The sequence below is a fragment of the Arthrospira sp. PCC 9901 genome, assembly GCF_059013425.1.
This window is the reverse complement of the sequence record NZ_CP102296.1, coordinates 4,021,052-4,047,770: the sequence shown is the minus strand read 5'-3', so window position 1 is coordinate 4,047,770 and position 26,719 is coordinate 4,021,052. Positions and strand designations below refer to the sequence as shown.

Genomic DNA, 26,719 nt, shown 5'->3' with positions numbered 1-26,719 from the left:
AACCTCTGTGAACTCAATCGCCTGATTCTCGGCTCATAGATTCCCTTTACTGTCTACTTTTTATTATATCAGTGATTTTACGGATGTATTTTTCTCGGAAGGGCTACTGAGCCAACACACAATCTCTAAAGTGGTATCCTGCCACGGATCTAGCTTTTGTAAAGAATTGTTAAGTTTTTAGATATAGACCCTCACCATTTAATATACAGCACTAAGTATTTTTAGACAAGTCACGCTTCTGTAATATTTGGAGGTACAGGGGGGGTCAACTCATAGGAGTTCTGATGTCGGCTTTTGGCGCGATACATAGCCGCATCAGCTTTTTGGATTAAAGTTTCATAATCTTTGCTGTCCAGGGGATAGAGGCTAATTCCGATACTGATACTGATGTCGATAATATGGCCATCGAGTTCTGACTCTTGAGTTACCTGGTCTAGTATTTTTTCCGCGACCCTGACCGCATCAGCATGGCTAGGAATTCCTGGTAGGATAACAGTAAATTCGTCACCCCCAAGGCGACTCACAGTGTCACTAGCGCGTAAACAGCCTCGCAAACGTTCGGCGACCAGTTTCAGCACTAAATCCCCCACATGGTGTCCGTATTGGTCGTTAATAGGTTTAAAATTGTTAAGGTCGAGGAAAAATAGCCCGACGAACTTTTGATTAGTATCAGCCCAGGTTAAGGCTTGGGTGAGGCGTTCTTCAAATAGTTGGCGGTTGGGTAAACCTGTGAGGGGGTCATGGTCAGCCCTTTGCTGAAGTTCAGCGTTATATTTTTCCAACTTTTCGGCTAGTTGTCGGAGGGTTTCTTCAGATTTTTTCCGTTCGGTAATATCGCGAATTATCCCAACTAAAAATAGATTACCTGCTGCGTCTTGATGAAGCGATCGCTTAGTCGCAATCCAGTGATTAACGCCACTAGCATCAGTTAATTTTTCCTCATTTTCCTGTTCCCAGTTAGTCTGAAAAGCCAGTTCATCCTGTTCATAAAAAATATCAGCTTCCCTCTTCGGGAATAAATCATGGTCACTTTTATTTAAAATAATCTCCACCGGGAATCCGACCAATCGCGAATAGGCTTGATTAACCACCATTTTTTTATGGTCTTTAGTTTTGACATAAATAGGGTCAGGAATAGTGTTAATAATGCTATTAAGGAAATCGGTTGAGCGTTTAAATTCTTCTTGAATATGTGCTAAGTAAGTGGTGACTACAATACCAGAAGCCCCCAGGGTAATTAAAGGTGGTACAACGGGAATCCAACAGCCCATTAAAAGCACTAGATAAGCGCCTGTAAAGATACCGCCGCCAAGGAAAATAATCATCAATGTGGAACGATAAGGCGATCGCAGTTTCCAGGACAAACTAGCACCGACCCAGGACCAGAAGATAATCCATAGGCATTCTACAGGTTCTGACCAACTAGAAATTAACGGACGTTCTTCTAGGATTGTAGTTAAAATCTGGCTAAGAAAATTAGCATGAAGTTCTACACCATAAATCCAACGAGGTTCTTCAAATAGACTGCTACTGTAGGGGGTTAAGTGAAAATCTTTGACACTAAAAGCCGTAGACCCAATCATGACAATGCGATTTTGAAATAGAGAGGGTGGGATATTTCCATTCAAGACATCTCTGAGGGAAACGGTTTTAAAACCTACGGCGGGATTGCGAAAATTAGCTAATACTTGATAACCAGCATTATCAGCGCGGACATAAGGCCCATCATTGGGTTGAAATCTCGGAAAAACCACCCCATTAAATTGCACTTCATAATTATCAGTTAAGGTAGAAAAAATGCCATGATATTCCAGTTCTATCAAAGCCAACTGAAGCGCAAAACTCCGTCGAGTCTGACCATCATCACTACCAGCATATAATAAATTGCGACGGATGCGACCATCGGAGTCAATGACAAAGTTATTAAATCCGATCATATTTCTTTCCGCCAAAGCCGGGGGAGGTGGAACGGCGGCGACTTTAAGAGTTTCCAGCAGTTCAATACCAATTAAATTGGGAATATTTGTTAAGGCTTGGTTTAACTCAGCGTGACCGGGTTCCATGGGTATACCCCGATATAAATCTAAACCGATCGCCCTAGGTTTTGCGTCATTAATAATGTCTAGTAAATCAGCTAAAATGGCATCAGAAACGGGGAACCCATACTCTCTTAAATCCTGTTCATCAATACCAATAATCACAATCCGGTCTTCTGGAGATTCCGGGAGACGAGCGCGGACTAACACATCAAAAACAGCTAATTCGGAGGTTTGTAGAAGTCCTAAAAACCTGACTATAAGCACAGCCGCCGCCACTCCAGAAGAGGTAATCCAGATGTGCTTACGTTCCAAAAACCATAATTTTAGGGAAGTTAAAGCCTGCTGAGGATACTGAGCAAATCCCTGTAAGATTCTGAACATCCGATCGCTTATCCCTACAAATGTGATGGAACTCAGACCCACCCTGATTATAGACAGTTAAAATTATGGTGAGAGCGATCGCTCAACCTCAGAACCTGTGAAAGTTAATCAAAGGAAGAATTAGCAAAATCCTGTCTGTCGTGATAATCAGACAACTCCGCCAGTTTTTGTAAAGATAACCGTCCCTGGTAGAATTTCTGGTTAATTTCCCAAGTCGGATAAGCATTAATTCCAGCTTGTTGACACAGTTGTGGTCGCGCGTTAGGACCTTGTGGATCGCACTCTACATAATCCAGTATAGCAAAAGCCTGACGGCCAAAAAGCTGCTTTTGTTCGTAGCAATGGGGACACCAATAAGCACCAAAAGTTTTAGCGCCAATCTGTTTAAGATGGGTAGCGAGGGATATTTCGGCTGCGCCTGAATTAGTAGTAATCTGACGGCTGACGAGGGTAGGTGGCTGAGTGGCTGAGGTAGGTTGTCCACCATAAACCCCCAGGACAGTGACCAAAGCCACCATAGTCACAGCCACCCCAACTAAAAGCTGTTGTCCAAAATCATCCCAAAATCGCCCCACCATAGTCAGGAGAAAGAGACTAATGGAGAAAATGGCGGAAGCCACACAGTAGGGACAAAAGGCTTGCAGTTCAAAGGCCAGCAGATACATCAAAAAGCCACTGATAACGGCCATAGCGGTAGCCAAACTAAACATAATCCACCAGGTAGCGGATTCTAATTTAGTCCGTAGTTTTTTTTGAGTGGAGGGATTGACCAGCCAGGGGGTAGCGGCTAGACTTGCCATAGTGAAATAGGCTAAAAACCCAAATAGGCTAATGGGTATCCCCGCCACGGTGGCTAATGGACTATCGAGAACTTCATGACATCCTTGGGTAGGACAGACAGCCACTCCCCCCAAGAGTTTAACCGCAGTTAAATAGGCAGTTTCGATCGCCCCACAAATAGCGATGGTGAGAATAATTAGACGAGAGTGGCGATAAATCCAGGGAGTAGAAGGACTGCTAACCATAGGAAATGTTTTCAGTTTCTGATTAGGGTTTCAGTTTACTAGGTAGTTCCGACTGTGGTTTAAGTGTCCAGGGGTCTGTTGTTCCTGGTTGTAAACCACGTTGCATAGCCTCGACAAACTGACTAACGCGACTGGGATCAATAGGTTGACTAATGCGGCCATGTCGTTTAAGGGAACTGGCAACAATCACGCCATCAGCAGCTTTAATGAGGGTAGAAATATTTTCATAATCAGCCCCACTGCCGATAAATACGGGAGTATCACCCGCTGCAGTCCGCGCTAGTTCCAGGTCTTCCAGACTAGGGGGACTACCAGTAGACCAGCCTGATAGAATAATTCCATCAGCTAAGGCTCGTTCTGTGGTTTCCTTAACTGCTGTTGTCAGATTAGGAGAACCCAGAGGTCGGCCATGTTTGACTAGGACATCTGCCAAGATTTTAACATCGCTTCCTAATTCTCGACGATAGCGCAGGAGTCGGTGAGCATTGCCTTCAATTATTCCCTGGTCGGTAGCCATCACGCCGTTTAAGACGTTTACACGAATGAATTGGGCTCCTACACAGGATGCGATCGCCAAAGCGCTTTCACCGTCATTTCGCAAGACATTGACTCCCACGGGGACTGTAACTAGATTCATCAGCCGTTGGATAATCATGGTCATGGCGCTGACCACCGCTGGATCTACCTTATCTTTAGCAAAGGGAGAATCAAAAAAGTTCTCGACAATTATACCATGTACACCCCCGGAGGCGAGGGCAGTTGCTTCTTGTTCAGCGCGATCGATTACTGCTTTGATATCCCCACCCCATCGAGGGGAGGTGGGAAGCGGCAGCAGATGCACTACTCCAATGATGGGATTTTCAGTGTTAAAAATTTGATTTAAGTCCACAGATTTACCTTAAACCGCCAAAATGTGATCAGCCCCTTACCGGCTGAAACTTTTAGCATACAACTGCTACGGTGTTTTTGACACTCCCGCCGTTCAATCAAAGATGATAAGCGGGGATTCTTGCTTATTTCAGATTGCCTGTTAACTAGATTACAATAATTCTCTGGCCATACCCCTTAGACCGACTCCACAAGCATTTTCAACTGGGTTTCTTCTCCCAGCTACTTTCTGCCCCAACCCTAGTATCTAGGCGGTACTTTTTCCTCAAAAGACTGCTGCGGTGCGTCAGCAATATCGGAGTCATGGTGGCATTACCTAAGCTATTCGGTCGCGTACCCATCTGGGTCAGCAAGATCGGAGTTATGGTCGCGTTACCTAAGCTATTAGGTCTGACGCTAGGATTTTCGAGTCAACAACCCTATCCTATACTTCTGCTATTTAACTTTCGAGGCACTGAGTTGTTTTTTTACAGCCCACATTACTGGTTACTCCTAGAATAAGCGTAGCACTTCAAAAACTACCATGGCAAGAGACAAAATTTCACGAGGAAGCCTATTAAAATAATGAGTGGGAAAGGTGGGCATCATAATCTGATAGTTTGATTTCTATATATGACTGTATCTGACTTCATTCTTGTTGATACTTTACAAGAGTTGCCATATTCTTGTAATACTAAAAGAATTGACTAAGTAAATTATGCACGCGGGGACTAATTTGAGGCTGAGATGGTCAAAATTCTGCTGATAGTTATAGTTGGGGTTCTGGGAGCGATCGCTCTTTTGGAACTAGGGTTACGGGTTTTTTTTGGTTTTGGCAATCCTTTGATTTATGTATCTGATGAGGAGATCGGCTATTTATTGGCTGGTGATCAGAGTACCAGACGATTTGGCAACCGGATTGAGATTAATCAATATTCTATGCGTTCTCATGCGATCGCCCCTACACCAGAAGATAATACCCGCCGGATCATGTTGTTAGGAGATTCTATTGCTAATGGGGGATGGTGGACTGATCAGGATGACACCATTTCTGCCATGATCACACAACAGCTTCAATCCCAACTACCAGTCAAACAGGTGGAGGTTCTCAATGTTTCTGCTAATTCCTGGGGACCCCCGAATCAATTGGCTTATGTTCAGAAGTTCGGTTTATTTGGTTCTCAGATCTTAGTTTTGCTACTCAATACCGATGATTTGTTTGCTAGAATCCCTAATCCTCACATTGTCGGACGCGATCGCAACTATCCAGACCAAAAACCTCCTTTAGCCTTGGTGGAACTGTTTAACCGCTATTTAGGACGCGATCAGCCTATCCCTCCACCTTCTCGCCCACGTCCCCAGGATGTGGTGGCTTATAACCTAGATATGATTAGAGAGCTAAATGCGATCGCTCTTCAACAGGGGGCTCAATTCCTACTGGTGATGACTCCCCTACTACGAGAAATCGGTGAGCCAGGACCAAAGGACTACGAACTTAAAGCACGCTCACGTCTGCAATCGCTTACCCAACAGGAAAATATTAAATTTATCGATTTCCTTACACCCTTCAACCGCCACCCCGACCCCCCGAGTCTCTACCGTGACCACATCCATCTCAGTCCCCAAGGTAATCAACTCGTAAATGAATTATTACTTGAGCAACTTAATTGATAGTTAAGAGTGCGATCGCCGCTGTTCGTCGATGGGGGTTGCTCTCAGGTTTCTCCATCATCCTCATTTGAGCGGACGATACGTCGGACTCCGACGCTCGCGATACGTGGCACTCCGACGCTCGCGAACGCTTGTTTCCAGAAACCCGGTTTGTCAAAAAAAACGGGGTTTGTTAATTTCCTTTGGCTTGCTGTTGATGGTTAATTGCATGGTTGATTATCTTTGGGTAAAGTTTGTCAAGTACGGATAACCGAACGCTTTATTCCGGGAAACCGATATAAGTGTCAGGTGGGAGTGGGGAAGTGGAGGTGGTTGCGATCGGGTTAGATAGTTGATTATAATTATGGGAGCCGGGATTGTTGGGTTAATATGAACTATTCCTCTGCATTAGCTGTAATTCAAGAAAAATACCCCCATGTGGCAGTGATTGAGGTGTGGGCAAATGTCCTGTTTTTACGAATGAGTAAGGGGCGTTGTGTTTTCTACCCGAAAAAGGGGACGATTTGGGCGCACCTGGAAACGGGAACTTGGGTATTAGCCGCAGATAATCAAGTGGCGGCGAGAAAGTTATATAAACAAATGGCAATTAAACTGCATCCTGATAAGCAGTCGGGGAGTCATGAGAAGTTTATTAAGCTGACCAATGGGTACGAAAATTATGAAGCAATTAGAATTAGATTTGGGGCTGAATTTGACGACGACTACCCCGAAGACCCCAAATACTCCAAATACCACTACTACACCGCCAGACAAAACCACGAGTGGTTCAGAGAAACCTACAGCAGTTATCAAGCCTGGGTCAAAAGACGCAAGGAACAAGACGAGTACGCCAGACGACAAGTCGAAGAACTCGGCGTGCCTTTTTGATGAAACCAGTCGCCGGGTGTTGGCTATAAGACCTCGGTTTGAGAAGGATTATCAAAAGGATTTGACGTTTTATCTGGCTAAGGCTTGCGAATATTTGCCCTGGCGTTTTTATGTGGAGTTCGAGGTGAATTGTCGGGGAAAGCAGCGTTTTATTGACCTGGTGTTGAAAACCCCAAGCCCTCAACATATTTTGATGGAGTTGAAAAAAGGGACGATAACTATTGATATTATTAATGAGGTTTTGGAGAGGGACTATTTGGAGGGGTATAAGCAACGCACGAAGAATGGTAAATATCCGATACTTTATATTATTGGGAATGATTTTTCCTCGGCAACTGAAGAATATGGTAAGTTTGTGAACCGACAGTTGAGGTTACAGTTTAAAAGATGTAAGTATCAGCCTCAAGTTATGGTGAGGAATTATGCACAATTAATGGGTTTTTTGGACTCTCGGTTAACTCAAACTGATATCGGTGGTTTTGAGTTAGAGCGGGTGAGGCGGGATGTTCCTTTGTTGTATGAGTTGCCCAGGGCGGACTGATTACCACAAAAGGTGATATTTGTCAAGAACAAATAAGCGATCGCTTTATTCCGGCAAACCGAATCTGCGGCGATACGTGGCACTCCGACGCGGGCGATACGTGGCACTCCGACTGCGCGATCGCTTGTTTCGGGAAACGGGGTTTTTCAAAAAACCGGGGCGGGTTTATATAGCTGCTGGTGAAGAAGAATATAGGCTGTTGAACCCGCCCCTACAGGGGTATGTGACCCTTGGGTGGTTGGGAAAGGCGATCGCTTGTTTCGGGAAACGGGGTTTTTCAAAAAACCGGGGCGGGTTTATATAGCTGCTGGTGAAGAAGAATATAGGCTGTTGAACCCGCCCCTACAGGGGTATGTGACCCTTGGGTGGTTGGGAAAGGCGATCGCTTGTTTCGGGAAACGGGGTTTTTCAAAAAACCGGGGCGGGTTTATATAGCTGCTGGTGAAGAAGAATATAGGCTGTTGAACCCGCCCCTACAGGGGTATGTGACCCTTGGGTGGTTGGGAAAGGCGATCGCTTGTTTCGGGAAACGGGGTTTTTCAAAAAACCGGGGCGGGTTTATATAGCTGCTGGTGAAGAAGAATATAGGCTGTTGAACCCGCCCCTACAGGGGTATGTGACCCTTGGGTGGTTGGGAAAGGCGATCGCTTGTTTCGGGAAACGGGGTTTTTCAAAAAACCGGGTTTCTTAAGGTCGCACTCCGACTGCGGATACGTCGCATTCGGAACCAAAAATTTATAATTACACGGTGATTTTTGAAAAAGAATCAGAGGGGGGTTATCATGCTTTTTGTCCGGTTTTGAAAGGCTGTCAGAGTCAGGGAGATAATTTTGAGGAAGCCTTGGTAAATATCACCGAAGCAATGGAATTATATATTGATAGTTTGCTTGAGGATAAAGAACCGATACCTGAAGAGAATCTGATCATCAAGCCTGTCCAGATCCCCCGATGAGTAATTTTCCGACAGTTAAGGCGAAAGATTTTATCCGAGTCATCAGCAAATTGGGTTATCAATTACACCGACAGAAAGGAAGTCATGGGATTTATAAATTGAGGGGTCGATGAAGGTTGTTGTCAATGCGAGGCGATTAATTGCTTTGATTAAGTGTTGTTGAAAACATCCCAATCAATTCCCAGTTGTCGCAGTGCGGACCGTAGAGTTCCAATTTTGAGATCGCGACTTCCCCAATCCGGTAACACCGAAGCTTGCTCTGTGTTGGGATTCAACCACTTTCGGTGAGAGCCACCCCCGCGCCGAGGCAATTCTTGACAACCCAATGCTTTCAGTTTTCGGGCCACTTCGCGATACTTCATGAACTCACGACTAAAGTTTCTAGCCACACAGAATGATCGGCATCGGCAACACATAAATTTGGGGGTAAAGTTCGACCCAAATCCTCATAAATCTCGACCACGGCAGCCAGGGCATCCTGAACGTTGGCGAGGGCTTCCTCGGCGGTGTCGCCCTCGGTCAGAAGTTCTGGCAAGAGTGGGGACGTAACAGTAAATCCCCCTCCGGGTTGGGGGGAGAGCAGCAAAGGAACTTTATAAAGCATTGTTTGGAGATTCTCCTTTTGGGTTGAGTCGTCTCGAATATTTTCCAGTTTTTATAACGCCTAATTTTAGCACTTGTAGCTTTTTTTGGCCAATGCTTTGAAGTGAGTGGCGATCGGGGCAAACGAGATACGTGCGATCGCTCTTCGTGTAGCACAGGCATCTTGCCTGTAGTGGACCGACACGGCTAAAAATGTGCTTTCGCGTAGTGGACCGTTTCGGCTAATTTGCTGCTTTAGTATGCTCCACAAACAGTGACGCTCAAAAACTATCAGGCGATCGCCGAAAACGGACAGCAAGAAACAGGCGATCGCGTCAAAAGGACGACACCAAACGGGCGATCGCCGAAAACGGACAGCACAAAACAGGCGATCGCGTCAAAAGGACGACACCAAACGGGCGATCGCCGAAAACGGACAGCAAGAAACAGGCGATCGCGTCAAAGGGACAACACCAAACGGGCGATCGCTCCCAACTAACTCTCAGAAAGTGTGGGGGAATTCTGGAGGTCAAGCCATTTCAAAAACCGGATAAAGATGTTTTAATTTGAGGCGGGCATCGCCGGTGGCAAATTTCCAGATTACCCGAGATGCGGTCTGATTTCGCTCTTTTTGCCAGGCTTCTATCTCCCGGTGCAGCGCTTCTTTGGTGGCGATCCTTCGGGCCAAACATTGCTTGGATCAAATACTCAGTTCAATTTCGGCGACATTTAACCAACTGCCATTCCGGGGTGTATGATAAATTTCCAGCCGCCGGGCCAAACGATGGGCTTCGGGAGCCGGAAAAGCCTCATAAAGTGAGGCGATGTTATGGGTATTCAGATTGTCACACACCAGCTTGACTTTTCGAGCATGAGGATAGTCTTCATCTAAAAGTTGACGCACTTCCTCAGCCCAATCTACCCTCGTCCGAGAGTCTCGGTTGCTGACCCGTCGCCAGCCCCGATTGGGATCGAAAAACATGAACAAAGCTTGCACCCCTTCACGGGTATAGTGATAGTCCTCTTTTTTGTCATGTCCGGGTTTCATGGCGACCGCCTCATAGAGATGTCCTCGGAGTTGGATTGAGGCTTCATCCATATTGATTAAAGGCTCCTCTTCACTGTGGACGCTACTGTAGAGGTCGAGAACGACTTCCATTTGAGCCACAAATCTGGCTAAATCTCGTTCGGGAATACAGAATCGTTGGGTTTTCCAAGGTCGCAATTGGTTTTTTTTAGAGTCCGCCACACGGTCGTACAGGAAATTTCGGTGACAATTTGCCGTTTTTTGAGTTCGGATGTTAACAGTCTGAGCGTCCACCGAGCTCTCCCAGATGGGGGGTCCGAACAACACAGGGCAATAATTTGAGCCTCGGTGGCTCCATCCACTTTGGGTGGAGTCGGTGGAGTTTTTCTCGGTTGCCGATTGAGATCCACTTGTTCCCCTTTTTGAAGGAATCTTTGGCGAATGCGCCCCACTGTATTCTGATGGACTTGTAAAGCTTCTGCTATTTGTTGGTCTGTCCATTTTCTCGGAGCCATTTCTCCTTCATCAGACATCAGCAAAATACGAGCGTGTAGGATTTTTTTGGCGGGTGCATGACCATTTCGACTGATTTGTTCCAGATTTTCTCTCTGTTCGACCGTTAGATAGACTTGATCTCGCCGACCTCTTCCCATAATTGCAGTCCTCCGTCCTCGGTATCTATTACCCTATTTTAGCCGAAACAGTCCAGTAGGGTGGGTTAGGCGGCTGAAACCCATGCTGTGAAAGCCATATATCAATCCGCCGTAACCCACCGTTTAAGGTGTGTCGGTCCAGTCCAGTAGGGTGGGTTAGGCGGCTGAAACCCATGCTGTGAAAGCCATATATCAATCCGCCGTAACCCACCGTTTAAGGTGTGTCGGTCCAGTAGAATCGAGAGCGTCGCTCCCATCCTGTCAACCCCCAGCGCTCATGGCTCCATCGGAATTGCTGACGACACCCGTTGTGGCGATCGCATTCCCGTACCCCGACACGACGCGGAAGGTGTTTGATGTGATGCGGCTGGTGCAGCGGTCCCCACAGAAGCGCGATCGCTCTACCCACAGACTAGGCGATCGCTCGTTTTCCGGGCATCTTGCCTGTATAATTGGCAGGGTCGCAATCCTGGGCGGAAGGGGAGTTATACGGATTGAGGACTGGGGCGATCGCCACTTCTGCTAATATACCCGCTTATGGGGGGAGTAAGGGGGGATGTCGGCTGGGAGTCGGCGGTTGGCGATCGCTTTGAGGGGTGATATAATTCGGGTTGATGCCTCAATAAATTCTTTCACCGCAGGGGCAGGTGGCAAGGTGCGATCGCATTACATCACAGCCGGCCTACCACTACCCTAGCAGGATTACTGAAATCCAGGGAAATGGGGATGGCGATCGCTTTTTGAAAACCATCCACCGCCTCTTCTAGTTACCGCTCGGCAGCAGTTGATTACCCCTCACTAAATCCCTGACTCCCCAGAATCAAGTCTATATAGACGGGTTGGATTCACCCAGGGATTATACCATCATCAGGATATTCTGGCGAAGGATTTTAATCAACCCACAATCAACTACACTTGTCAAGTACGGATAACCGAATGCTTTATTCCGGCAAACCGAATGCCGCTCGCTCTAGGTAATGCGATCGCCCGAGTTGTGGGGATATCTAAATTCAAATGAGGGTGACTTACAATGTATTGATAATGTCAGTTTTAGCAACTCCTTTGTGTCGGGAAATTGCTCGTAAAATACTATTGAGAGTTCCCAGTCGCAAAGGGTTATGATTGGGAATGCTAATCCTTTGATGGTGGGGCAACTCCGTTTCTAAAATAATGTGGCTCCCCTGTTAGTGAACCACCTCATAATCCCATTGGCGACAGAGAATGTCTGCCCTTCGGAGTCCCTTTAATATCTCTGGGGATTTTCATCGATAATTTGGATCGATCTACTTACTGGATGACTAAGATTTCTTCTTTGACTAGATGTAGCTTGACATTGGGACAGCTAGGTTGGTCGAAATAATAGCCTTTGACGGCTTCATTGACATGGACTCGCAACGCTTCCCAATCATCACCCTGAGTGAAGATATCCTCGGTCAAACATTCGGCTACAAATCCGCCATCTTCTTCCTGATACACTTCAAAAATGATGACTGAATTCATTTTTATCATCCTCGTTCATGGGTGACATCAATCCTAAAAAATGGTCGCTATTTTCATTCAAACTTTGACCCATAAGGAGCCTGTTCGGTTCCGATCATACCACAAGCTGATCGTTAAAGTGTGCGACGATCGCATTCCGATCGCTCCCATCCCGTCAACCCCCAGCGCTCATGACCCCATCGGAATTGCTGACGACACCCGTTGTTGCGATCGTATGCCAATTGTTTGCTATTCTTCTGCCAGTTTTAAAAAATGTTGATAGAGTTTGCTCTCTATCCGAAACTTCGCATCTTCGATCAATTGATCGATTAAAGGCTGTACGGCGGGAATCGCCCCTTGATGTTTGGCTTGTAGTAAAACACCCAGCAATCCGGTTACTTTTAATTGATAATCAGTTGCCAGCGCTCTGCCTCTCCGTTCATCCATGAGGAGTAGATCGGATCTCAATTCGAGAGCCAGTACGATCGCTTCCGCTTCTCCGAGATGAATGTGCCGTTGGGCCGCCAAAATTTCGTCAACTTGTCGGGTATTTTGGACGGGTCGAGTTACAATCCAGGGCAATGTTTGGACTTCGAGAGTGCCGGGAACGGGTTCGTCAGTTCCGGCTGGGGTCAATTCATTATAAACGGCCACGGGAATGGTGATTGTTCCATAAAGTAAATGTAGCAGATCTAGTTTTTCTATGGCTGCGAGATTGGTAATTGGGGAAGTGTCGCTGACAACAATCATAGGAGTCCCAGTGTTTTTAGGGTTTGTACATCTTGATTGAGTTCCTCAACGTCATAATTCAGACATAAATCTCTTTTGGCGAGTTCGTGCTGAAATTCTAAAACAGTTAAACCCAACCAAGCCCGCACTTGTCCGCTGCTAATTTTGTTTTTTTTGTACAGGATTAATGCCAAATCGATCTTTAATTCATCTTCGCTGACTTCGGCGGCTTTTAAAATCTCTTCGGGAATGAAAATACTCATAGACTCTCCCTTATTTCTTTGCTTTAGATTATACCACGACAGTTTCTAGAACGCCGGGGATTAGGCAGGGTTGAAAACCCACGCCCCAGTCAATTTCCAAAAGTGTGCGACGATCGCGTTCCGATCGCTCTTCGTGTAGCACGGGCATCTTGCCTGTATAATCGGGGGTGCGATCGCGCGACGCGCACGCTACGCGATCGCTGGTAGTGGACCGACACGGCTAAAAATGTGCTTTCGTGTAGCTTTTGTGTAGGGTGGGTTAGGCGGCTGAAACCCAGGCTGTGATGGCAATCTAGCAATCCGCCGCAACCCACCGTTTAAGGTGTGTCGGTCCAGTAGTAGTGTGAAACGATCGGTCAAAATCTTTCGGCTCAGAGCCCCCAGAATTGGGGGTTTGGGGGCGAGAAGATTTTCGGCTCATAGTATTGAATCGGGTTCGGTGAAATGAGCATTTTTGTTGAATTTCCAGAACAGTTGTTGGTGGCTTGTCGGGAAGAACCCGAAGGGTTTAAGCGACGGGTGATGATTTTGACTTTGGGTCAACTCTATGAAGAGGGTAAAATTTCTTCGGGGGTGGCGGCGGAGGTTTTGGGATGCAGCCGTTTGGAGTTTTATCGTTTGATTGGCGAACGGGGATTTGCCGCGATCGACTACACCGAAGCTGAGTTTGAAGAGGAGGCGAAAACCAGTCGAGAATTGGCCGATAAATTGAGGGATCGATGAAGGTTGTTGTCAATGCGACGCCATTAATTGCTTTGAGTCTCATCGATCGCTGGCAACTGTTACCCCGGTTATTTGATGAGATTTTGATCCCGCCCACGCGATCGAACGGTTGAAAATTAACCAGTAATTAAACGGTCTTTTAGTTCTTCATACTGAGGAAAAACAGAATCTAGACTGACCAATGAAGCCTCATGTATGAGGGCGGTTGCAATGATAATCCGGTCGGCTGGATCGCGATGATGCTCCGGTAGTTGAGACGCTTTGATCGCAATGGGGCGATCGACGGGTAACACCTGAATGTCTCCTTCCAGGGCGATCGCCACCCATTCATCAAGAGAAAGATCGAGCTGGACGCGCTGTCGCTTAACCAGTTGCCCGAGTTCCCAGCAGGAAATTGCACTGATGGCAATGCTGTCCGCCGTTTCTATCTCTTCGATCAGGTTTTCAGCCAGGGCAAAACGACTGGACTGGGGGTTGTGCCAGCGTATCCAAATGTGAGTATCAAGTAATAGCATGGCTCAGGAGGATTCCCAATCAGAGTCCGGGGTGGTGGGTGCGATGAGATCGTCAAATAGGTGAACTGTACCCGCCAGTTTTTCAGAAGGTCGGCGACGCGGTGGAGTTGTCACCGATTCCTGGGAGCTGATGGGGAGAACGATCACTTCATATTGTTGGTCGCCTGTCAGTGACGGAGGGAGATCGATAATCAGTTGCCGATTGACGGGTTGGGTGATGATTCGCAGAGCTTCCATTACGGCTTTCAACTCAGTTTGAATGGGTTTAAATTTTAGCACTTAATTGTCCCGACTGTTTGTTATCAACTCCGAAAAGTTGGCAGAAACCAGATACGATGCGATGGGTGCTTCGCACAGGCTGCGCGATCGCTCCCATCCTGTCAACCCCCAGCGCTCATGGCCCCATCGGAATTGCTGACGACACCTGTTGTTGCGATCGCATTCCGGCGCCTGGATATGACACGGAGGGTGTTTGACGTGATGCGGGGGGTGAAGCTGTCCCAACAGAAGCGCGATCACACCGGATATTGACTCCTGTAACTCAGTCGGCGCTCTATTACATATTTTTAAAAAATTGTCAAGTGCGAATAACCGAACACTTTATTCCGGCAAACCGAACGGCAATTCGTGCCACACTCACGCTCATCGTGTAGCACGGGCATCTTGCCTGTATAATCGAGAGCGTCGCACCCATCCCGTCAACCCCCAGCGCTCATGGCTCCATCGGAATCGCTGACGACACCCGTTGTTGCGATCGCATTCCGGCGCCCGGATATGACGCGGAAGGTGTTTGATGTGATGCGGCGGGTGAAGCCGTCCCAACAGAAGCGCGATCGCACTACGCACACGCTACGCGATCGCCGCCCTCCGTATTCGAGCTAAACTTCCCAATCTTCTATTCTCAACTCCGAGACCCGCTCAAATTCTCTTGTATTATGAGTGACCAATATTAAATGATTGACAATGGCGATCGCCGCAATCAGCAAATCATAAGGGCCGATTGGCGTTCCCAAACTTGCCAAGTTGTTTCTGATTTCTCCCGCCTTTTTTGCGGCTCTATCATCCAAAGGTAAGGAGACAAAAAAATCTAAAAATTCTTGTTGCCTTGCCAAGTTTTGCGGCGGATTTCCACTCCGCATCGCCCCATAAAATAACTCAAATTTCACCACGGAACAAACGGCGATATCTGTCGGATCGATCGCTTCTAATTTGTTCCTGAGAAGTTGCGATCGCCGATTCAAATAGATGGCGACAACGTTGGTATCTAGTAAATACAGCACTTGAATTTATCGAGTTGCGAACAGTTCTTCGGGCGGATCGTCCAATTTCGCAGAGACTCCTTCTTCATCGATAATGATGGGAGCATCCGCACAACTGCCCCAAGTTTTTTCAAAGAAATCTGACGGCCATTTGGGGTGTTTGGTTGCTTTCTCTTGCCGTGGGGGTGTCGTCGCTTGGAATAGGACCAAGACCTCGAGTTCGGTGTTCTTGACTTCGGAGGGCATCTGCACTTTTAAGATGCCATCTTCTCCGATATGGGTCGTCAAACGAATGTTTTGCATGGGGGGCGATCGGCATTTGATGGGCTATGATGCTTTGATTGTATCACCAACGCTTGTAGCACAGGCATCTTGCCTGTATAATCGAGAGCGTCGCTCCCATCCCGTCAACCCCCAGCCCTCATGGCTCCATCGGAATTGCTGACGACAGCCGTTGTCGCGATCGCATTCCCGTACCCCGACACGACGCGGAAGGTGTTTGATGTGATGTGGCGGGTGCAGCGGTCCCCACAGAAGCGCGATCGCACCGGATATTGACTCCTGTAACTCAGTCGGCGCTCTTATACATATTTTGAAAAAATTGTCAAGTGCGGATAACCGAATACTTTGTTCCGGCAAACCGAATGGCGATTTGTGCTATGCGATCGCTCTTCGTGTAGTCCGGGCATCTTGCCTGTATAATCGGGAGTGAGATCGCCAACTCTGGTTCTAATTTACCATTGGCGGGGACGGAATTTATCATCATTTAAAATTACTACACTATCTCCCGACTGTGCCAATACAAATAACCCCCGACGATAGCCATAGCTGGCGACTTCTTCGGGAACCACCATTCCGGCTACGGCTCCCATGGCTTTGACATCACTATAACGGGGCATTAAACGCTTGAATTTTTCCAGTCTTTCCAGGTGTTCGTTGATGTCGGTTTGGGTGAGTTTACTTTTGACTTCCACTAATATGGCTTGGTCACTGTTGACCACCAGCAAATCAATTTCTATGGCTTCTCCAAAGCGTTTAACGGAGATATTAGGGTGGAATTCATTAACGGCAATTCCTCGTCGCTGAAACAGTTGGACGACGGCGGGGCGGACTTGCCATTCGACAAATTCTCCGAGGCGGTTACCCAGTTCTCCTAATTGCCGGTTGAGTTGTTGGTTTTGTTGTTGAATGAGTCGTTCGGTTTCTCGGAAGCGACGATCGCTTTCTTCGGACTGTCGCTGGAGGAGTTGCTTGGTTTCCTCGAAGCGGCGATCGGTTTCCCGGAAGCGGCGTTCGGTTTCTTGGGACTCTTCTTTGATGACTCGTTCAGTTTCCTTTTGGGCTTCTATGAGTTCCGCCAGCAGTCTCCAAACATCATCAGCATTGGTCGTCATGGGGGTTGTCCTTGGTGGTGTTTTAATTCTCCATTTTAGCAGGTCACCACTGCGCGATACGTCGCACTCCGACGCGCGCGATCGCCTGTTTCCTTCAAAAAAACCGGGTTTCTTAACGTGCCACTCCGACACGCGCCCATGCTAACTCTGGCTCTAATTTACCATTGGCGGGGACGGAATTTATCATCATTTAAAATTACTACACTATCTCCCGACTGTGCCAATACAAATAACCCCCGACGATAGCCATAGCTGGCGACTTCTTCGGGAACCACCATTCCGGCTACGGCTCCCATGGCTTTGACATCACTATAACGGGGCATTAACCGCTTGAATTTTTCCAGTCTTTCCAGGTGTTCGTTGATGTCGGTTTCGGTGAGTTTACTTTTGACTTCCACTAATATGGCTTGGTCACTGTTGACCACCAGCAAATCAATTTCTATGGCTTCTCCAAAGCGTTTAACGGAGATATTAGGATGAAATTCATTAACGGAAATTCCTCGTCGCTGAAACAGTTGGACGACGGCGGGGCGGACTTGCCATTCGACAAATTCTCCGAGGCGGTTACCCAGTTCTCCTAATTGCCGGTTGAGTTGTTGGTTTTGTTGTTGAATGAGTCGTTCGGTTTCTCGGAAGCGGCGATCGCTTTCTTCGGATTGTTCCCGGAAGCGGCGATCGGTTTCCCGGAAGCGGCGTTCGGTTTCTTGGGACTCTTCTTTGATGACTCGTTCAGTTTCCTTTTGGGCTTCTATGAGTTCCGCCAGCAGTCTCCAAACATCATCAGCATTGGTGGTCATGGGGGTTGTCCTTGGTGGTGTTTTAATTCTCCATTTTAGCAGGTCACCACTGCGCGATACGTGGCACTCCGACTGCGCGATCGCTTGTTTCGAGAAACCCGGTTTTTTGAAAAAACCGGGTTTCTTAAATTCTGGCGCAGCCGACAATGGTTGTTTGGGGAAAGTAGGGCGGGTTTATATAGCTGCTGGTGAAGAAGAATATAGGCTGTTGAACCCGCCCCTACAGGAATATGTGACCCCTGGGTGGTTGGGAAAGGCGATCGCCTTTGAGAGTTTTGGGGAATGCGATCGCCGCCCTCGGTATGGGAGCTACACTTCCCCATCTTCTCTTCTCAACTCCGATACCGGCTCAAATTCTCTGGTATTGTTTGGCATGGTGGGCGATCGCCATTTGATGGGTTATTGAGGCTTTTATTTTATCACCAACGCTTGTAGTCCGAACGTCTTACCTGTATAATCGAGAGCGTCGCTCCCATCCCGTCAACCCCTAGCCCTCATGGCTCCATCGGAATTGCTGACCACAGCCGTTGTCGCGATCGCATTCCCGTACCCGGACACGACGCGGAAGGTGTTTGATGTGATGCGGCGGGTGAAGCCGTCCCAACAGAAGCGCGATCGCTCTACCCACAGACTAGGCGATCGCTCGTTTTCCGGGCATCTTGCCTGTATAATTGGCAGGGTCGCAATCCTGGGCGGAACCGGAGTTATACGGATTGAGGACTGGGGCGATCGCCACTTCTGCTAATATAGCGGCTTATGGGGGGAGTAAGGGGGGATGTCGGCTGGGAGTCGGCGGTTGGCGATGGAGTTGGCGGGTGATATAATTCCGGTTGATGCCTCGATAAATTCTTTCACCGCAGGGGGAGGTGGCAAGGTGCGATCGCGAGATTGAGTACCCAGTAAAAAGGAATCTCCACATTAATCCCACATTGTTAGGAGGTCAAACGTGGTTGCAGTGAATCCAGCGGTCACAAAAGTTTCCTTAGAGGATTTTTTAAAACTTCCTGAGACCAAACCTTATTCTGAATATCTCGATGGAGAGATAGCACAAAAACCCATGCCGCAGGGAGAACATAGTATTATCCAAACCTATCTATCTGCCAGAATCAATGACATTGGCAAAGCGAACAAGGGGGCTTTAGCATTCACAGAGTTAAGGTGTACTTTTGGCGGACGTTCTCTGGTGCCTGACATTTCTGTTTTCGCTTGGGAACGCATCCCTAAGACGGAACAAGGAAGAATTCAAAATCGCTTTGAAGTTTATCCAGATTGGGTGATTGAAATTTTATCTCCTGAGCCATCGGCAAACCAGGTAATTAAAAAGATTATTTTTAGTCTGAAGCAGGGAACAGAGTTGGGATGGTTAATCGACCCCAAAGATGAATCAGTGATGATATTTCAACTCAATCAATTGCCAGATATCCCCTCAAAACAGGAATTTTTGCCGGTTTTAGAGAGTGTTAAAGAGATGCAGTTATCCACTACGGAAATTTTTAATTGGCTGAAAATTGAGTGACGGAATTCAATGTGATGGCCGCGTGGGGGTGCGGTGGTGAATGTCAGTCCTGTTCATGCGATCGCCACTTCTGCTAATATAGCGGCTTATGGGGGGAGTAAGGGGGGATGTGGGCTGGGAGTCGGCGGTTGGCGATCGCTTTGAGGGGTGATATAATTCGGGTTGAGGCCTCAATAAATTCTTTCACCGCAGGGGGAGGTGGCAAGGTGCGATCGTATTACATCACAGCCCGCCTACCACTACCCTAGCAGGATTACTGAAATCCTGGGAAATGGGGATGGCGATCGCTTTTTGAAAACCATCCACCGCCTCTTCTAGCTGACGGCTCGGCAGCAGTTGATTACCCCTCACTAAATCGCTGACCAATTGGCTGACTCCCCAGACTAAAGCAATGGCGGAACTGTCCCCCATTATACCATAATGAGGATATTCTTGCCAACGATTTCAATCAATTCACAATAAACTACACTTGTCAAGTACGGATAACCGATCGCTTTATTCCGTCCAACCGAATGGCGATCGCTCTAGGTACACGGTATGCGATCGCTTGTTTGCATAAACGGGGTTTTTTGAAAAAATGGGGTTTCTTAATTTCCTTTTCTGGTAGGATGGGATGGGGCGATCGCACAGCGTCTCGGAACCAGAATCGCTTTCTGGTAAGATGCGATCGCATGGCGATGGGATAAAGTCACTTGAACAGATTCAAATCAAGTGGAGTACCCGCCTTAACATCCCGCCTAACTACCATCCCCAAAACCATATCCAAATACTTCGGCGGCAACCCCAAACCCGGACGAATCGCCCGAACATTGTCCCGCGTCAACATTTCCCCAGCCTTAACATCCCGCACCACATACAAACTGCGCCGAAACATCCGCGATGCTTCCTCAGCCTTAGTGGAACCGTACTGGACTCGACCCAGTGCTTGCCAAGCCCGTTCAGATTCTATCACAAGTTGGCGCATTTCCTGCGGTTCCATCGAAAATGTTGAATCCACTCCCCCATCAGCACGGGCCAGGGTGAAGTGCTTCTCAATCACCGTTGCCCCCAACGCCACACTGGCGACGGCTGCTCCCACTCCCATGGTATGGTCCGACAGACCCACCTGAACATCGAACAGTTCCCGCAGATGGGGAATCGTCAGCAGATTACTGTTTTCTGGCGTAGCCGGATAGGTACTCGTACATTTCAGCAAAACCAAATCCTGACATCCGGCCTCACGAGCGGCGCGGACGGTTTCATCCAGTTCGGCGACCGTAGCCATCCCCGTCGAGATTATCATAGGTTTCCCTGTACTGGCAACTTTGCGGATTAGAGGCAGGTCGGTATTCTCGAAGGAGGCGATTTTGTAGCAGGGTACGTTCAAAGATTCGAGAAAATCAACGGCTGTTTCGTCGAAAGGAGTGCTGAACCCAACGATACCGAGTTCTTGACAGCGTTTGAAAATCGGTTCGTGCCACTCCCAGGGTGTATAGGCTTGTTGATAGAGTTGATAGAGAGACTGACCGTGCCAGAGGGAGTTAGGGTCATCAATAAAAAACTCTCCCTCGTCTAAATCCAGCGTCATCGTATCCGCTGTATAGGTCTGGAGTTTCAGGGCGTGAACGCCAGCTTTGGCGGCGGCTTCAACAATGGCTAAAGCTCTATCTATGGATTGGTTGTGGTTCCCAGACATTTCGGCGATGATGAAGGGTGCAAAGCTATGGCTAATGGAATGATTATAAATCTGTATTGTCATGGTAGCGATGTTTAGAAATTTAGGTTGATCATAAAGTAAGATTTATCAGGGAGTTGAGTGACTCTCTGGAAGGATAGTTTTTCAAAGAATTCAGGAACGCGCGTCGTGATTTGAATAACCCCAGTATTTTCACTCAAAAGCTTTTTGACTAGGCTTTGACCTAGTTTCAAACCTCGAAATTCAGGATGAACAGCCAAACTCTCTAGGGTTCCTCCTTTGCTGTTGGGAGCCAAATATACAAATCCCACTACCTGACTACCCTGATTGACGGCAAGGTAGACGGGAAAGCCAATCCGATACTGTTCAATGAATCGATAGAAAACATCTTTTGGATGCTTGGGATAACAAATATCTAACAAGTTATGCAATTTAGGATAAATTCCCAACAAATTATCATATTTCTGGATTTTAACAAAGCTTTCAGGATGATTCATGTTTTGGTTTATTGGATTTAATTTAAGTATTTGTGAATATTTTCAATAAAAACCTTTTGCCATGATACTCAATAAAAGCCGGATATCGCTTATTGTCAACCACTCGTAGTAAGTCAAATTGATCGGCTAAAGAGTGGTGAACATCAACCTGACTATCTTTGGGTCTGCGACGGGGATAAAATGACTCTTCGCCCACCTGGGGTTTCGCCTGCTGCAAAACCTCTGGATAATCAGCGACAAAGCGGCGACAGAGCCTCAATGTTGCCTCCGCTTGAGCTTGCCTTAATTCGTCTATCAATTCGTGTCCCTCGAACTCTATCCATTCTTGCAGATATATGTCTCCGCTGTCTACTTTTTCAACCGCTTCCAACAGGGTGACAGGAATGCGGTTGTGTCCTTCTAGGATTTGCCAGGTCAATGGCGACCACCCTTTCCCCTGGGGAAGATGGCTTTCATGGACAACTAAATTGTTCCGAAAGTTCCCGAGGACAGTGATTGGGACAATTTGACTACAACTTAGATAAAAGCATAGATCGCCCGAACCCAATTTTTCAACCTCGTGAGTCCAGCGAACCCGATGTCCTTGATGAAGCCAATCCAACACAAGCTCCGGGAGATAATCATTTAACCAACTCTGGTCGTCGGAGAGAATGGCAAGCGAAAGACGCTGATCGTCTCTAACCCCTGTGGCTGTAGGGGGGGGGGAGGATTCTTCCTGGAAGCCCAAACGTAAAAATACGGCTCGTGAGGCTGTGTTTTCGGCTTTAACTTCGGCTCGCAGATAGGTGGGTTGAATGTTGTTCAGGAGTTCCATCCCCAAACGAAGCAAATGATTAGCCCATCCTCGACCCCTAACTAGAATATCCAGGGAGTAGTCAATGACTGCCTCTTCACCCTGGATATCAAAACGAATCTGCCCGACAGGGAGATGGTTGGCTTCTAATATACCCAAATAACAATCGGGGTTTTTAAGTTTATGCTGGAACCAAGATTGATGATTTTCCCAGGAAATTGGCTGACTTTGAAAGGAATAGCGACGAACTTCTGGATCATTAACCCAATTATAGTAAAGTTCAGCATCTTCCATGCGTGCTAGTCTGAGTCTGAGGGCATCTACAGAAGTGGGGCTGAGTAACTCGGCGACTCGCTTTGTTCCCAATCCATCGACTGTGAGTTGAGCTTGAGCAGACATTTCCTGAAGACGGGAGGAGTTGGCAAGCCGTTGACCGATCGCCCCCCGTATTTTTTCAACATCCACTTGAGCGGAAGTTCCCAGATATGCGATCGCCCCTTTTTCCTGCAACGCCTCACAGGCCGCCACCTGATTCTCGGCGATACTGACCACCAGAGTCGGGAGTGCCAAACAGAGACGTTCCCAAGTGGTCGTTCCCCCTGCCCCAAGTGCCAAATCTGCCCTAGCCATCAAGTCAGCTAAGTGAGGACGAGAACAGTGTAACACGGTATGCGATCGCTGGGCTGCCTGCCGTTCAATTTCCCGCCGATGAGGATTGGTCATGCCAATCACCACATCCACCGCCAATCCCTCCAACTCCGGTGCTGAGAGAGCCTCCAGTGCCTTTCCGGTCATGTTTTGGGGGTCGGTTCCGCCAAAAAACACCAACACTCGCTCAACCTTGCCAGTTCGAGGAGATTGGGTTTGACGATAGGTTTCATACTCGCGGCGTAACAACCCATAACGAGGTCCCAAGAGCAAGCGACAGGAATCGGGAATCAATCCCTGATAGCGACATTGGCCGTCCCGGCTATAGTTTTGGTCGAGCAGGATATCGCAATCATGGTGACGGTTCGCGAGGTCATCAATCACTAAAATTTGGCACACGTGAGGACGGACTACCGCTTCCCAGGTATTATCAATCCCGTAATGGTCTACAATCAGCCAGTCGGGTTTTTGATCGGCCAGTGCTTCAATTGTTTCCACTGCGTCAGTCTTTTGGGAAACCCCTAGCCATGCGGCATAGTTTTCTGATCTGTGATTTAAGTCTTGATGTTCTGGAGAGGGGAGAACCGTAACTGAAAAAGCAGCTTGGTTGAGAAGGTGAATGAGATTCCCTTCTAGATTTCGACAAATAAATTTGACCTCGGCTCCTCGGCTGCGAAGTTCCTCAGCAAGAGTTCGACATCGGATTAGATGTCCCGTTCCAATTTGCTGAGATGAATCGACACGAAAAATCACTCGCATAGACTGACTCGTAAAACTAGATCAACAATTAAATGATTGTACCGTCAGTAATTCCTGATGCAACAATTGCGTGTGAAGGACTCAACATGGGAATACCTCTCAATACTGGATAAACTAAACCGGTTTCCTTGGACTCAAAAACATCGCCGACATCTTCTAGTTTGGTATGAGTTAAAGGACAAGACCAGGGGATTTGGACAGTAGAATTAAAATTCTTACATTTCTCAAGAATTAACAATCCACTGGGATTAAGAGGATTGAGTGTAAAATCCAGTAACTTGTAGTCCGCCACTACAGCACCCAATTGGGTAGCCACATCTTTGAGTCCTCGAATATAACCGTGGTAACGCATACGCTCCTGAGCTTCTGGAGAAGCCAACTCATAAATTGGCTCAATTAACACAACTGCATGGCGAGCGACTCTGAGTAACTCTTGAATTGCTGCCTTCTCTCTACCACCATTAGGTTCTAAGGAATGAGAAGTGTAAACGATATCAATACTCTCATCCTCCAGAGGTATTTTAAACAAATCAGCAACAAATAAAGATGCCTTTATTTGTCGCTCCGACAGATAAGCCAAACCGTGGACTATTCTTGACCAACTTAAATCAAAACCCAGAGCAAATTGTGGGGCATGAGAAAGACTTTCAATGACACCTCTTAAGGTTGTCGCTTCCCCACAACCAACTTCCAACAAGGTATATTTTTTTTTGCCTTCAATTAATGGGTCAACAATACGGGAAATTTGCCGACACCAGATATTATTAGTGTCTGGATTTTGTTTGGCAACCGAAACATATGAACCTGCTTGCAAATCATAGGATATCAGGGTTGCCATCAAAGAATTATCGGATGTTTTAAGAATTTGTCTGGCACACTCCATAGCATTCTCACCCGATTGATAAGCCCGTCTCATTTGTCGAATAATTTTTCTTAATAACTCGTGATTTTCTGCATTACTCATTGTACATATCTCCCTAGGATAAATGCCTCGGCTACCTCGACCCCTACCGTTGCCCCTCGCCAGCGAGCCAAGGCTTCAATCGCCCGCCGGGAACGGGGATGAGGAAAATTTCGGAGTTCTTCAGCATAGGCATTTAATGCCTGCATTTTACAATCTAAAGTATCAGAAATATCCACAAACCAGTTGGGAACAAAGGCGGGAGCCGAACCGGGGGGTTGCCACTCGGTACTGGAGGGGACTTCAAAGAATAGCAAGGTTCGCACAGGATGTCCGGGCTGAGGACGGCAGGCTGTGACAACGGCTTGATGGACACGCTGATGGTCAATGTTGACATCTCCCGCGTGGTGGGTCAAAACCGTATCGGGCTGATACTTTAAAATCGCAGCCTCTACCGTTTTGACAATTGCGAGTAGTTCGACGGTATCCAGACGATTGTCAGGAAACTCGCCAAAACTAACCGAGTGGATGCCCAAGCAGTTGGCAGCTTCCCTGGCTGCTTTTTGGCGTCGTTGGAGAGCTTCGGAATCCATGCCATCTCGGGCGGCAACGCCGTCGGCAAGAAAGATGACGTGAGCCTTTGAACCTTGTTGGGCAAATCGAGCGATGGTTCCGCCACACCCGAGGACTTCATCATCGGGATGGGCGGCGATGATTAGAACTTTCTCAGGCATTCTTCTGTCGGGCAACGATCGCCTCCCACAATAACTCAGCTTGCTGCCAATCTTCCTCAGTGTCAATATCCTGAACTCGCCAGCGCGGAATCATCACGGGAGTTGACCAACGGTCAAAAATGCGTTTGTGTTCTAACCAGGCTTGTGGACGACCCCAGCAAAACTGACCTGCATCGTGGAGGGCAACCGGGAGATCTTGCGATCGCTTGTTGAAGTGTTCAGGGAAGAACATCTCAACCCCCCCCTCCGAGTTTTGATGAAAAGACCGAAAAATGGGAGATGGAAAATCGGTCACTGAAAAAGCATATAACCAATTTCCCGAGTTTAAACTCTCCCATCCTCGTTGCAAGTCATCGGCTTGCAAAAATAGTGCGGTTGCATAAATACAGCAAACGGCTTCCAGTTTCCAACCTTCATGCATTGCCCATTGTGTTGCATGGGCGATCACTTCTGTAATCCCGATAAAATCATTAGTAAGTTCCGACGGCCGCACAAAAGGAACTTTTGCCCCCCACTGGCGAGATACTTCCGCGATTTCACTGTCCTCGGTGGAAACGATGATAGAATCGAATAGTCCACAGCTTTGGGCAGTTTGGATGGCGTGGGCGATCGCGGGTTTTCCGTAAAAATTTCTCAAGTTTTTCCGAGGAATCCGCTTGCTGCCACCGCGTGCAGGAATAATTGCTATTTTCAAATTCAGATCACCCCTTACGCAATAAAAACCAAGTCATATCATCTTGTGGAAATACCGGATCTCGATGATAAACAAAACCATAATCGAGAAGGGTCAAATCTGTAAAATTATTGAGCATTTCACCCGCAAAATCTCGCTTAAATAATTTTTCGTCGTGTCCGCGATAGTTGACTTCAACAGGAGTGGGGTTATAATACTCACATATTAAAATATATTTTTTCGTGTAATCATAAAGTTTTTGATACACGGCTCCCAGCATTTTTGGATTGATATGGATCAAAACTCCTTTAATCAATATAAGTTCAAATGTCTCGGCTGATGAGAATTCAAGTATAGACCCTCGAAAAACATTATGATTGCCAATGACTTCTGCCAATTTGTCTGCGGCACGAGGATTGATTTCAACCCCATATTGATTCATGTCCGGAAACAAAAGTTTAAGAGCTTGTAGGTTCATGCCGACATTGGCTCCCAACTCAAGGCAGGATTCTATTTTTTTTGCCGATTTTAATGCATGAGAAAAAAAGCCGAGGTTGGCTCCAAGTAGCTTCTCTCCTATATTGCGGTCAATGTAGTTAGAACCAAACTCACCAGCCCAGAAATTTTCTTGTTCAGTTTCAAATGTTTTTGATTGAATTTCATTCATAATGTCACCTCAACTTTTGAATATTTTACCAAAAATTTACATCCTAAAATTAGGAAACTATTGTAGCTGCGTACACCTCTCCAGTTGTTTTT

The 26,719-nt window shown here is 47.2% G+C and carries 41 protein-coding genes and 1 pseudogene; 16 read left to right on the top strand and 26 right to left on the bottom strand.

What is annotated here, in order from left to right; genetic code table 11:
* Nucleotides 1–230: 230 nt before the first annotated feature.
* The 3 genes from NLZ44_RS18035 to btpA form a co-directional block, all read right to left on the bottom strand.
* The gene (locus NLZ44_RS18035; RefSeq protein WP_493750668.1) at nucleotides 231–2,420 is read right to left on the bottom strand and encodes a CHASE2 domain-containing protein; all 2,190 of its coding nucleotides are present in this window, start codon (nucleotides 2,418–2,420) and stop codon (nucleotides 231–233) included.
* 104 nt (nucleotides 2,421–2,524) lie between these two features.
* Nucleotides 2,525–3,445 carry a vitamin K epoxide reductase family protein gene (locus NLZ44_RS18030; protein WP_493750667.1) on the bottom strand — a complete coding sequence of 307 codons (921 nt, stop codon included), beginning with the start codon at nucleotides 3,443–3,445 and terminating at the stop codon, nucleotides 2,525–2,527.
* A gap of 22 nt (nucleotides 3,446–3,467) precedes the next feature.
* A complete protein-coding gene (gene btpA, locus NLZ44_RS18025; protein WP_008049654.1) occupies nucleotides 3,468–4,334 on the bottom strand; it encodes a photosystem I biogenesis protein BtpA in 867 nt (288 codons plus the stop codon).
* Between the two features lie 725 nt (nucleotides 4,335–5,059).
* Between btpA and NLZ44_RS18020 the strand changes: the two genes are divergently transcribed.
* From NLZ44_RS18020 to NLZ44_RS17990, 7 genes are all read left to right on the top strand, one after another.
* Nucleotides 5,060–5,983 (top strand): SGNH/GDSL hydrolase family protein, encoded by a 924-nt coding sequence (locus tag NLZ44_RS18020; protein ID WP_493750666.1) that lies wholly within the window; start codon nucleotides 5,060–5,062, stop codon nucleotides 5,981–5,983.
* 369 nt (nucleotides 5,984–6,352) lie between these two features.
* A complete protein-coding gene (locus tag NLZ44_RS18015; protein WP_493750665.1) occupies nucleotides 6,353–6,850 on the top strand; it encodes a hypothetical protein in 498 nt (165 codons plus the stop codon).
* 16 nt (nucleotides 6,851–6,866) lie between these two features.
* Nucleotides 6,867–7,391 carry a hypothetical protein gene (locus NLZ44_RS18010; RefSeq protein WP_493750664.1) on the top strand — a complete coding sequence of 175 codons (525 nt, stop codon included), beginning with the start codon at nucleotides 6,867–6,869 and terminating at the stop codon, nucleotides 7,389–7,391.
* Nucleotides 7,392–7,410: 19 nt separating this feature from the next.
* Nucleotides 7,411–7,695: a hypothetical protein gene (locus NLZ44_RS18005; protein WP_493750663.1), complete on the top strand. Its 285-nt coding sequence runs from the start codon at nucleotides 7,411–7,413 to the stop codon at nucleotides 7,693–7,695.
* Between the two features lie 192 nt (nucleotides 7,696–7,887).
* Complete coding sequence (locus tag NLZ44_RS18000) at nucleotides 7,888–8,082, top strand: hypothetical protein (protein ID WP_493750662.1); 195 nt, start codon at nucleotides 7,888–7,890, stop codon at nucleotides 8,080–8,082.
* Nucleotides 8,083–8,139: 57 nt separating this feature from the next.
* A complete protein-coding gene (locus NLZ44_RS17995) occupies nucleotides 8,140–8,343 on the top strand; it encodes a type II toxin-antitoxin system HicB family antitoxin (protein ID WP_493750661.1) in 204 nt (67 codons plus the stop codon).
* On the top strand, nucleotides 8,340–8,456 hold the full coding sequence (locus NLZ44_RS17990) for a type II toxin-antitoxin system HicA family toxin (RefSeq protein ID WP_493750660.1): 117 nt from the start codon (nucleotides 8,340–8,342) through the stop codon (nucleotides 8,454–8,456). The genes NLZ44_RS17995 and NLZ44_RS17990 overlap by 4 nt, the downstream gene beginning before the upstream one ends.
* Nucleotides 8,457–8,492: 36 nt before the next feature.
* On the opposite strand, the gene NLZ44_RS17985 is transcribed toward NLZ44_RS17990, so the two are convergent.
* Nucleotides 8,493–8,705 (bottom strand): type II toxin-antitoxin system HicA family toxin, encoded by a 213-nt coding sequence (locus tag NLZ44_RS17985; protein WP_493750659.1) that lies wholly within the window; start codon nucleotides 8,703–8,705, stop codon nucleotides 8,493–8,495.
* Entirely contained in the window at nucleotides 8,702–8,947 is a 246-nt protein-coding gene (locus NLZ44_RS17980) for a type II toxin-antitoxin system HicB family antitoxin (protein ID WP_493750658.1), read from the bottom strand. Before NLZ44_RS17980 ends, NLZ44_RS17985 begins: the two co-directional genes overlap by 4 nt.
* Nucleotides 8,948–9,199: 252 nt before the next feature.
* Between NLZ44_RS17980 and NLZ44_RS17975 the strand changes: the two genes are divergently transcribed.
* Nucleotides 9,200–9,424 (top strand): hypothetical protein, encoded by a 225-nt coding sequence (locus NLZ44_RS17975; RefSeq protein ID WP_493750657.1) that lies wholly within the window; start codon nucleotides 9,200–9,202, stop codon nucleotides 9,422–9,424.
* A 30-nt stretch (nucleotides 9,425–9,454) separates the two neighbouring features.
* Here NLZ44_RS17975 and NLZ44_RS17970 read toward each other — a convergent pair.
* A pseudogene (locus NLZ44_RS17970) lies at nucleotides 9,455–10,605 on the bottom strand (IS630 family transposase).
* Between the two features lie 277 nt (nucleotides 10,606–10,882).
* Between NLZ44_RS17970 and NLZ44_RS17965 the strand changes: the two are divergent.
* Both NLZ44_RS17965 and NLZ44_RS17960 read left to right on the top strand, forming a co-directional pair.
* Complete coding sequence (locus NLZ44_RS17965) at nucleotides 10,883–11,131, top strand: hypothetical protein (protein ID WP_493750656.1); 249 nt, start codon at nucleotides 10,883–10,885, stop codon at nucleotides 11,129–11,131.
* Nucleotides 11,132–11,161: 30 nt separating this feature from the next.
* Nucleotides 11,162–11,302: a hypothetical protein gene (locus tag NLZ44_RS17960; protein ID WP_493753077.1), complete on the top strand. Its 141-nt coding sequence runs from the start codon at nucleotides 11,162–11,164 to the stop codon at nucleotides 11,300–11,302.
* 590 nt (nucleotides 11,303–11,892) lie between these two features.
* Here NLZ44_RS17960 and NLZ44_RS17955 read toward each other — a convergent pair.
* The 4 genes from NLZ44_RS17955 to NLZ44_RS17940 all read right to left on the bottom strand — a co-directional run bounded on the left by NLZ44_RS17955 (nucleotide 11,893) and on the right by NLZ44_RS17940 (nucleotide 13,294).
* A complete protein-coding gene (locus tag NLZ44_RS17955; protein WP_008051663.1) occupies nucleotides 11,893–12,105 on the bottom strand; it encodes a 2-phospho-L-lactate guanylyltransferase in 213 nt (70 codons plus the stop codon).
* 228 nt (nucleotides 12,106–12,333) lie between these two features.
* On the bottom strand, nucleotides 12,334–12,834 hold the full coding sequence (locus NLZ44_RS17950; RefSeq protein WP_008051661.1) for a PIN domain-containing protein: 501 nt from the start codon (nucleotides 12,832–12,834) through the stop codon (nucleotides 12,334–12,336).
* Entirely contained in the window at nucleotides 12,831–13,076 is a 246-nt protein-coding gene (locus NLZ44_RS17945) for a UPF0175 family protein (protein ID WP_008051659.1), read from the bottom strand. Before NLZ44_RS17945 ends, NLZ44_RS17950 begins: the two co-directional genes overlap by 4 nt.
* Nucleotides 13,077–13,165: 89 nt before the next feature.
* Complete coding sequence (locus NLZ44_RS17940) at nucleotides 13,166–13,294, bottom strand: hypothetical protein (protein ID WP_321201126.1); 129 nt, start codon at nucleotides 13,292–13,294, stop codon at nucleotides 13,166–13,168.
* A 226-nt stretch (nucleotides 13,295–13,520) separates the two neighbouring features.
* Here NLZ44_RS17940 and NLZ44_RS17935 point away from each other — a divergent pair, with 226 nt between their 5' ends.
* On the top strand, nucleotides 13,521–13,799 hold the full coding sequence (locus tag NLZ44_RS17935) for a UPF0175 family protein (RefSeq protein ID WP_008051655.1): 279 nt from the start codon (nucleotides 13,521–13,523) through the stop codon (nucleotides 13,797–13,799).
* Nucleotides 13,796–13,912 carry a PIN domain-containing protein gene (locus NLZ44_RS17930; protein WP_473113732.1) on the top strand — a complete coding sequence of 39 codons (117 nt, stop codon included), beginning with the start codon at nucleotides 13,796–13,798 and terminating at the stop codon, nucleotides 13,910–13,912. Before NLZ44_RS17935 ends, NLZ44_RS17930 begins: the two co-directional genes overlap by 4 nt.
* Nucleotides 13,913–13,915: 3 nt before the next feature.
* Here NLZ44_RS17930 and NLZ44_RS17925 read toward each other — a convergent pair whose 3' ends face one another.
* From NLZ44_RS17925 to NLZ44_RS17910, 4 genes are all read right to left on the bottom strand, one after another.
* Complete coding sequence (locus tag NLZ44_RS17925; protein WP_493750655.1) at nucleotides 13,916–14,314, bottom strand: type II toxin-antitoxin system VapC family toxin; 399 nt, start codon at nucleotides 14,312–14,314, stop codon at nucleotides 13,916–13,918.
* Between the two features lie 3 nt (nucleotides 14,315–14,317).
* The gene (locus NLZ44_RS17920) at nucleotides 14,318–14,593 is read right to left on the bottom strand and encodes a hypothetical protein (RefSeq protein ID WP_233497750.1); all 276 of its coding nucleotides are present in this window, start codon (nucleotides 14,591–14,593) and stop codon (nucleotides 14,318–14,320) included.
* A 599-nt stretch (nucleotides 14,594–15,192) separates the two neighbouring features.
* Nucleotides 15,193–15,594 carry a type II toxin-antitoxin system tRNA(fMet)-specific endonuclease VapC gene (gene vapC / locus NLZ44_RS17915; RefSeq protein WP_008051618.1) on the bottom strand — a complete coding sequence of 134 codons (402 nt, stop codon included), beginning with the start codon at nucleotides 15,592–15,594 and terminating at the stop codon, nucleotides 15,193–15,195.
* Between the two features lie 6 nt (nucleotides 15,595–15,600).
* On the bottom strand, nucleotides 15,601–15,876 hold the full coding sequence (locus tag NLZ44_RS17910; RefSeq protein ID WP_111894457.1) for a hypothetical protein: 276 nt from the start codon (nucleotides 15,874–15,876) through the stop codon (nucleotides 15,601–15,603).
* A gap of 120 nt (nucleotides 15,877–15,996) precedes the next feature.
* Between NLZ44_RS17910 and NLZ44_RS17905 the strand changes: the two genes are divergently transcribed.
* Complete coding sequence (locus tag NLZ44_RS17905; protein ID WP_315646966.1) at nucleotides 15,997–16,131, top strand: hypothetical protein; 135 nt, start codon at nucleotides 15,997–15,999, stop codon at nucleotides 16,129–16,131.
* 46 nt (nucleotides 16,132–16,177) lie between these two features.
* Here the strand turns inward: NLZ44_RS17905 and NLZ44_RS17900 are convergent, their stop codons facing one another.
* The 3 genes from NLZ44_RS17900 to NLZ44_RS17890 all read right to left on the bottom strand — a co-directional run bounded on the left by NLZ44_RS17900 (nucleotide 16,178) and on the right by NLZ44_RS17890 (nucleotide 17,764).
* Nucleotides 16,178–16,339 carry a hypothetical protein gene (locus NLZ44_RS17900; protein ID WP_493750654.1) on the bottom strand — a complete coding sequence of 54 codons (162 nt, stop codon included), beginning with the start codon at nucleotides 16,337–16,339 and terminating at the stop codon, nucleotides 16,178–16,180.
* A complete protein-coding gene (locus tag NLZ44_RS17895) occupies nucleotides 16,308–16,967 on the bottom strand; it encodes a hypothetical protein (RefSeq protein ID WP_493750653.1) in 660 nt (219 codons plus the stop codon). Before NLZ44_RS17895 ends, NLZ44_RS17900 begins: the two co-directional genes overlap by 32 nt.
* A gap of 158 nt (nucleotides 16,968–17,125) precedes the next feature.
* Nucleotides 17,126–17,764, bottom strand: a complete 639-nt coding sequence (locus NLZ44_RS17890) for a hypothetical protein (RefSeq protein WP_493750652.1) — start codon at nucleotides 17,762–17,764, stop codon at nucleotides 17,126–17,128.
* On the opposite strand from NLZ44_RS17890, the gene NLZ44_RS17885 reads away from it, so the two are divergent.
* From NLZ44_RS17885 to NLZ44_RS17875, 3 genes are all read left to right on the top strand, one after another.
* Nucleotides 17,763–18,170, top strand: coding sequence for a hypothetical protein (locus tag NLZ44_RS17885; RefSeq protein ID WP_493750651.1), 408 nt, complete (start codon nucleotides 17,763–17,765; stop codon nucleotides 18,168–18,170). The genes NLZ44_RS17890 and NLZ44_RS17885 overlap by 2 nt on opposite strands.
* A gap of 90 nt (nucleotides 18,171–18,260) precedes the next feature.
* The gene (locus NLZ44_RS17880; protein ID WP_493750650.1) at nucleotides 18,261–18,509 is read left to right on the top strand and encodes a hypothetical protein; all 249 of its coding nucleotides are present in this window, start codon (nucleotides 18,261–18,263) and stop codon (nucleotides 18,507–18,509) included.
* A gap of 201 nt (nucleotides 18,510–18,710) precedes the next feature.
* On the top strand, nucleotides 18,711–19,280 hold the full coding sequence (locus NLZ44_RS17875) for a Uma2 family endonuclease (RefSeq protein WP_187758547.1): 570 nt from the start codon (nucleotides 18,711–18,713) through the stop codon (nucleotides 19,278–19,280).
* A 222-nt stretch (nucleotides 19,281–19,502) separates the two neighbouring features.
* Here NLZ44_RS17875 and NLZ44_RS17870 read toward each other — a convergent pair whose 3' ends face one another.
* From NLZ44_RS17870 to NLZ44_RS17830, 9 genes are all read right to left on the bottom strand, one after another.
* The gene (locus NLZ44_RS17870; RefSeq protein ID WP_493750649.1) at nucleotides 19,503–19,691 is read right to left on the bottom strand and encodes a hypothetical protein; all 189 of its coding nucleotides are present in this window, start codon (nucleotides 19,689–19,691) and stop codon (nucleotides 19,503–19,505) included.
* A 61-nt stretch (nucleotides 19,692–19,752) separates the two neighbouring features.
* Nucleotides 19,753–19,953, bottom strand: coding sequence for a hypothetical protein (locus NLZ44_RS17865; RefSeq protein WP_493750648.1), 201 nt, complete (start codon nucleotides 19,951–19,953; stop codon nucleotides 19,753–19,755).
* Nucleotides 19,954–19,968: 15 nt separating this feature from the next.
* Nucleotides 19,969–21,018 (bottom strand): pseudaminic acid synthase, encoded by a 1,050-nt coding sequence (gene pseI / locus NLZ44_RS17860; RefSeq protein WP_046321588.1) that lies wholly within the window; start codon nucleotides 21,016–21,018, stop codon nucleotides 19,969–19,971.
* An 11-nt stretch (nucleotides 21,019–21,029) separates the two neighbouring features.
* The gene (locus NLZ44_RS17855) at nucleotides 21,030–21,452 is read right to left on the bottom strand and encodes a GNAT family N-acetyltransferase (protein WP_493750647.1); all 423 of its coding nucleotides are present in this window, start codon (nucleotides 21,450–21,452) and stop codon (nucleotides 21,030–21,032) included.
* 22 nt (nucleotides 21,453–21,474) lie between these two features.
* The gene (gene pseG, locus NLZ44_RS17850; RefSeq protein ID WP_493750646.1) at nucleotides 21,475–23,652 is read right to left on the bottom strand and encodes a UDP-2,4-diacetamido-2,4,6-trideoxy-beta-L-altropyranose hydrolase; all 2,178 of its coding nucleotides are present in this window, start codon (nucleotides 23,650–23,652) and stop codon (nucleotides 21,475–21,477) included.
* A 28-nt stretch (nucleotides 23,653–23,680) separates the two neighbouring features.
* Nucleotides 23,681–24,616 carry a methyltransferase domain-containing protein gene (locus NLZ44_RS17845; RefSeq protein WP_493750645.1) on the bottom strand — a complete coding sequence of 312 codons (936 nt, stop codon included), beginning with the start codon at nucleotides 24,614–24,616 and terminating at the stop codon, nucleotides 23,681–23,683.
* On the bottom strand, nucleotides 24,613–25,287 hold the full coding sequence (locus NLZ44_RS17840) for a PIG-L deacetylase family protein (RefSeq protein ID WP_493750644.1): 675 nt from the start codon (nucleotides 25,285–25,287) through the stop codon (nucleotides 24,613–24,615). The genes NLZ44_RS17845 and NLZ44_RS17840 overlap by 4 nt, the downstream gene beginning before the upstream one ends.
* Nucleotides 25,280–25,981 (bottom strand): pseudaminic acid cytidylyltransferase, encoded by a 702-nt coding sequence (gene pseF, locus NLZ44_RS17835; protein WP_493750643.1) that lies wholly within the window; start codon nucleotides 25,979–25,981, stop codon nucleotides 25,280–25,282. Before pseF ends, NLZ44_RS17840 begins: the two co-directional genes overlap by 8 nt.
* A gap of 7 nt (nucleotides 25,982–25,988) precedes the next feature.
* Nucleotides 25,989–26,627, bottom strand: coding sequence for a pseudaminic acid biosynthesis-associated methylase (locus NLZ44_RS17830; protein ID WP_493750642.1), 639 nt, complete (start codon nucleotides 26,625–26,627; stop codon nucleotides 25,989–25,991).
* Nucleotides 26,628–26,719 lie beyond the last annotated feature (92 nt).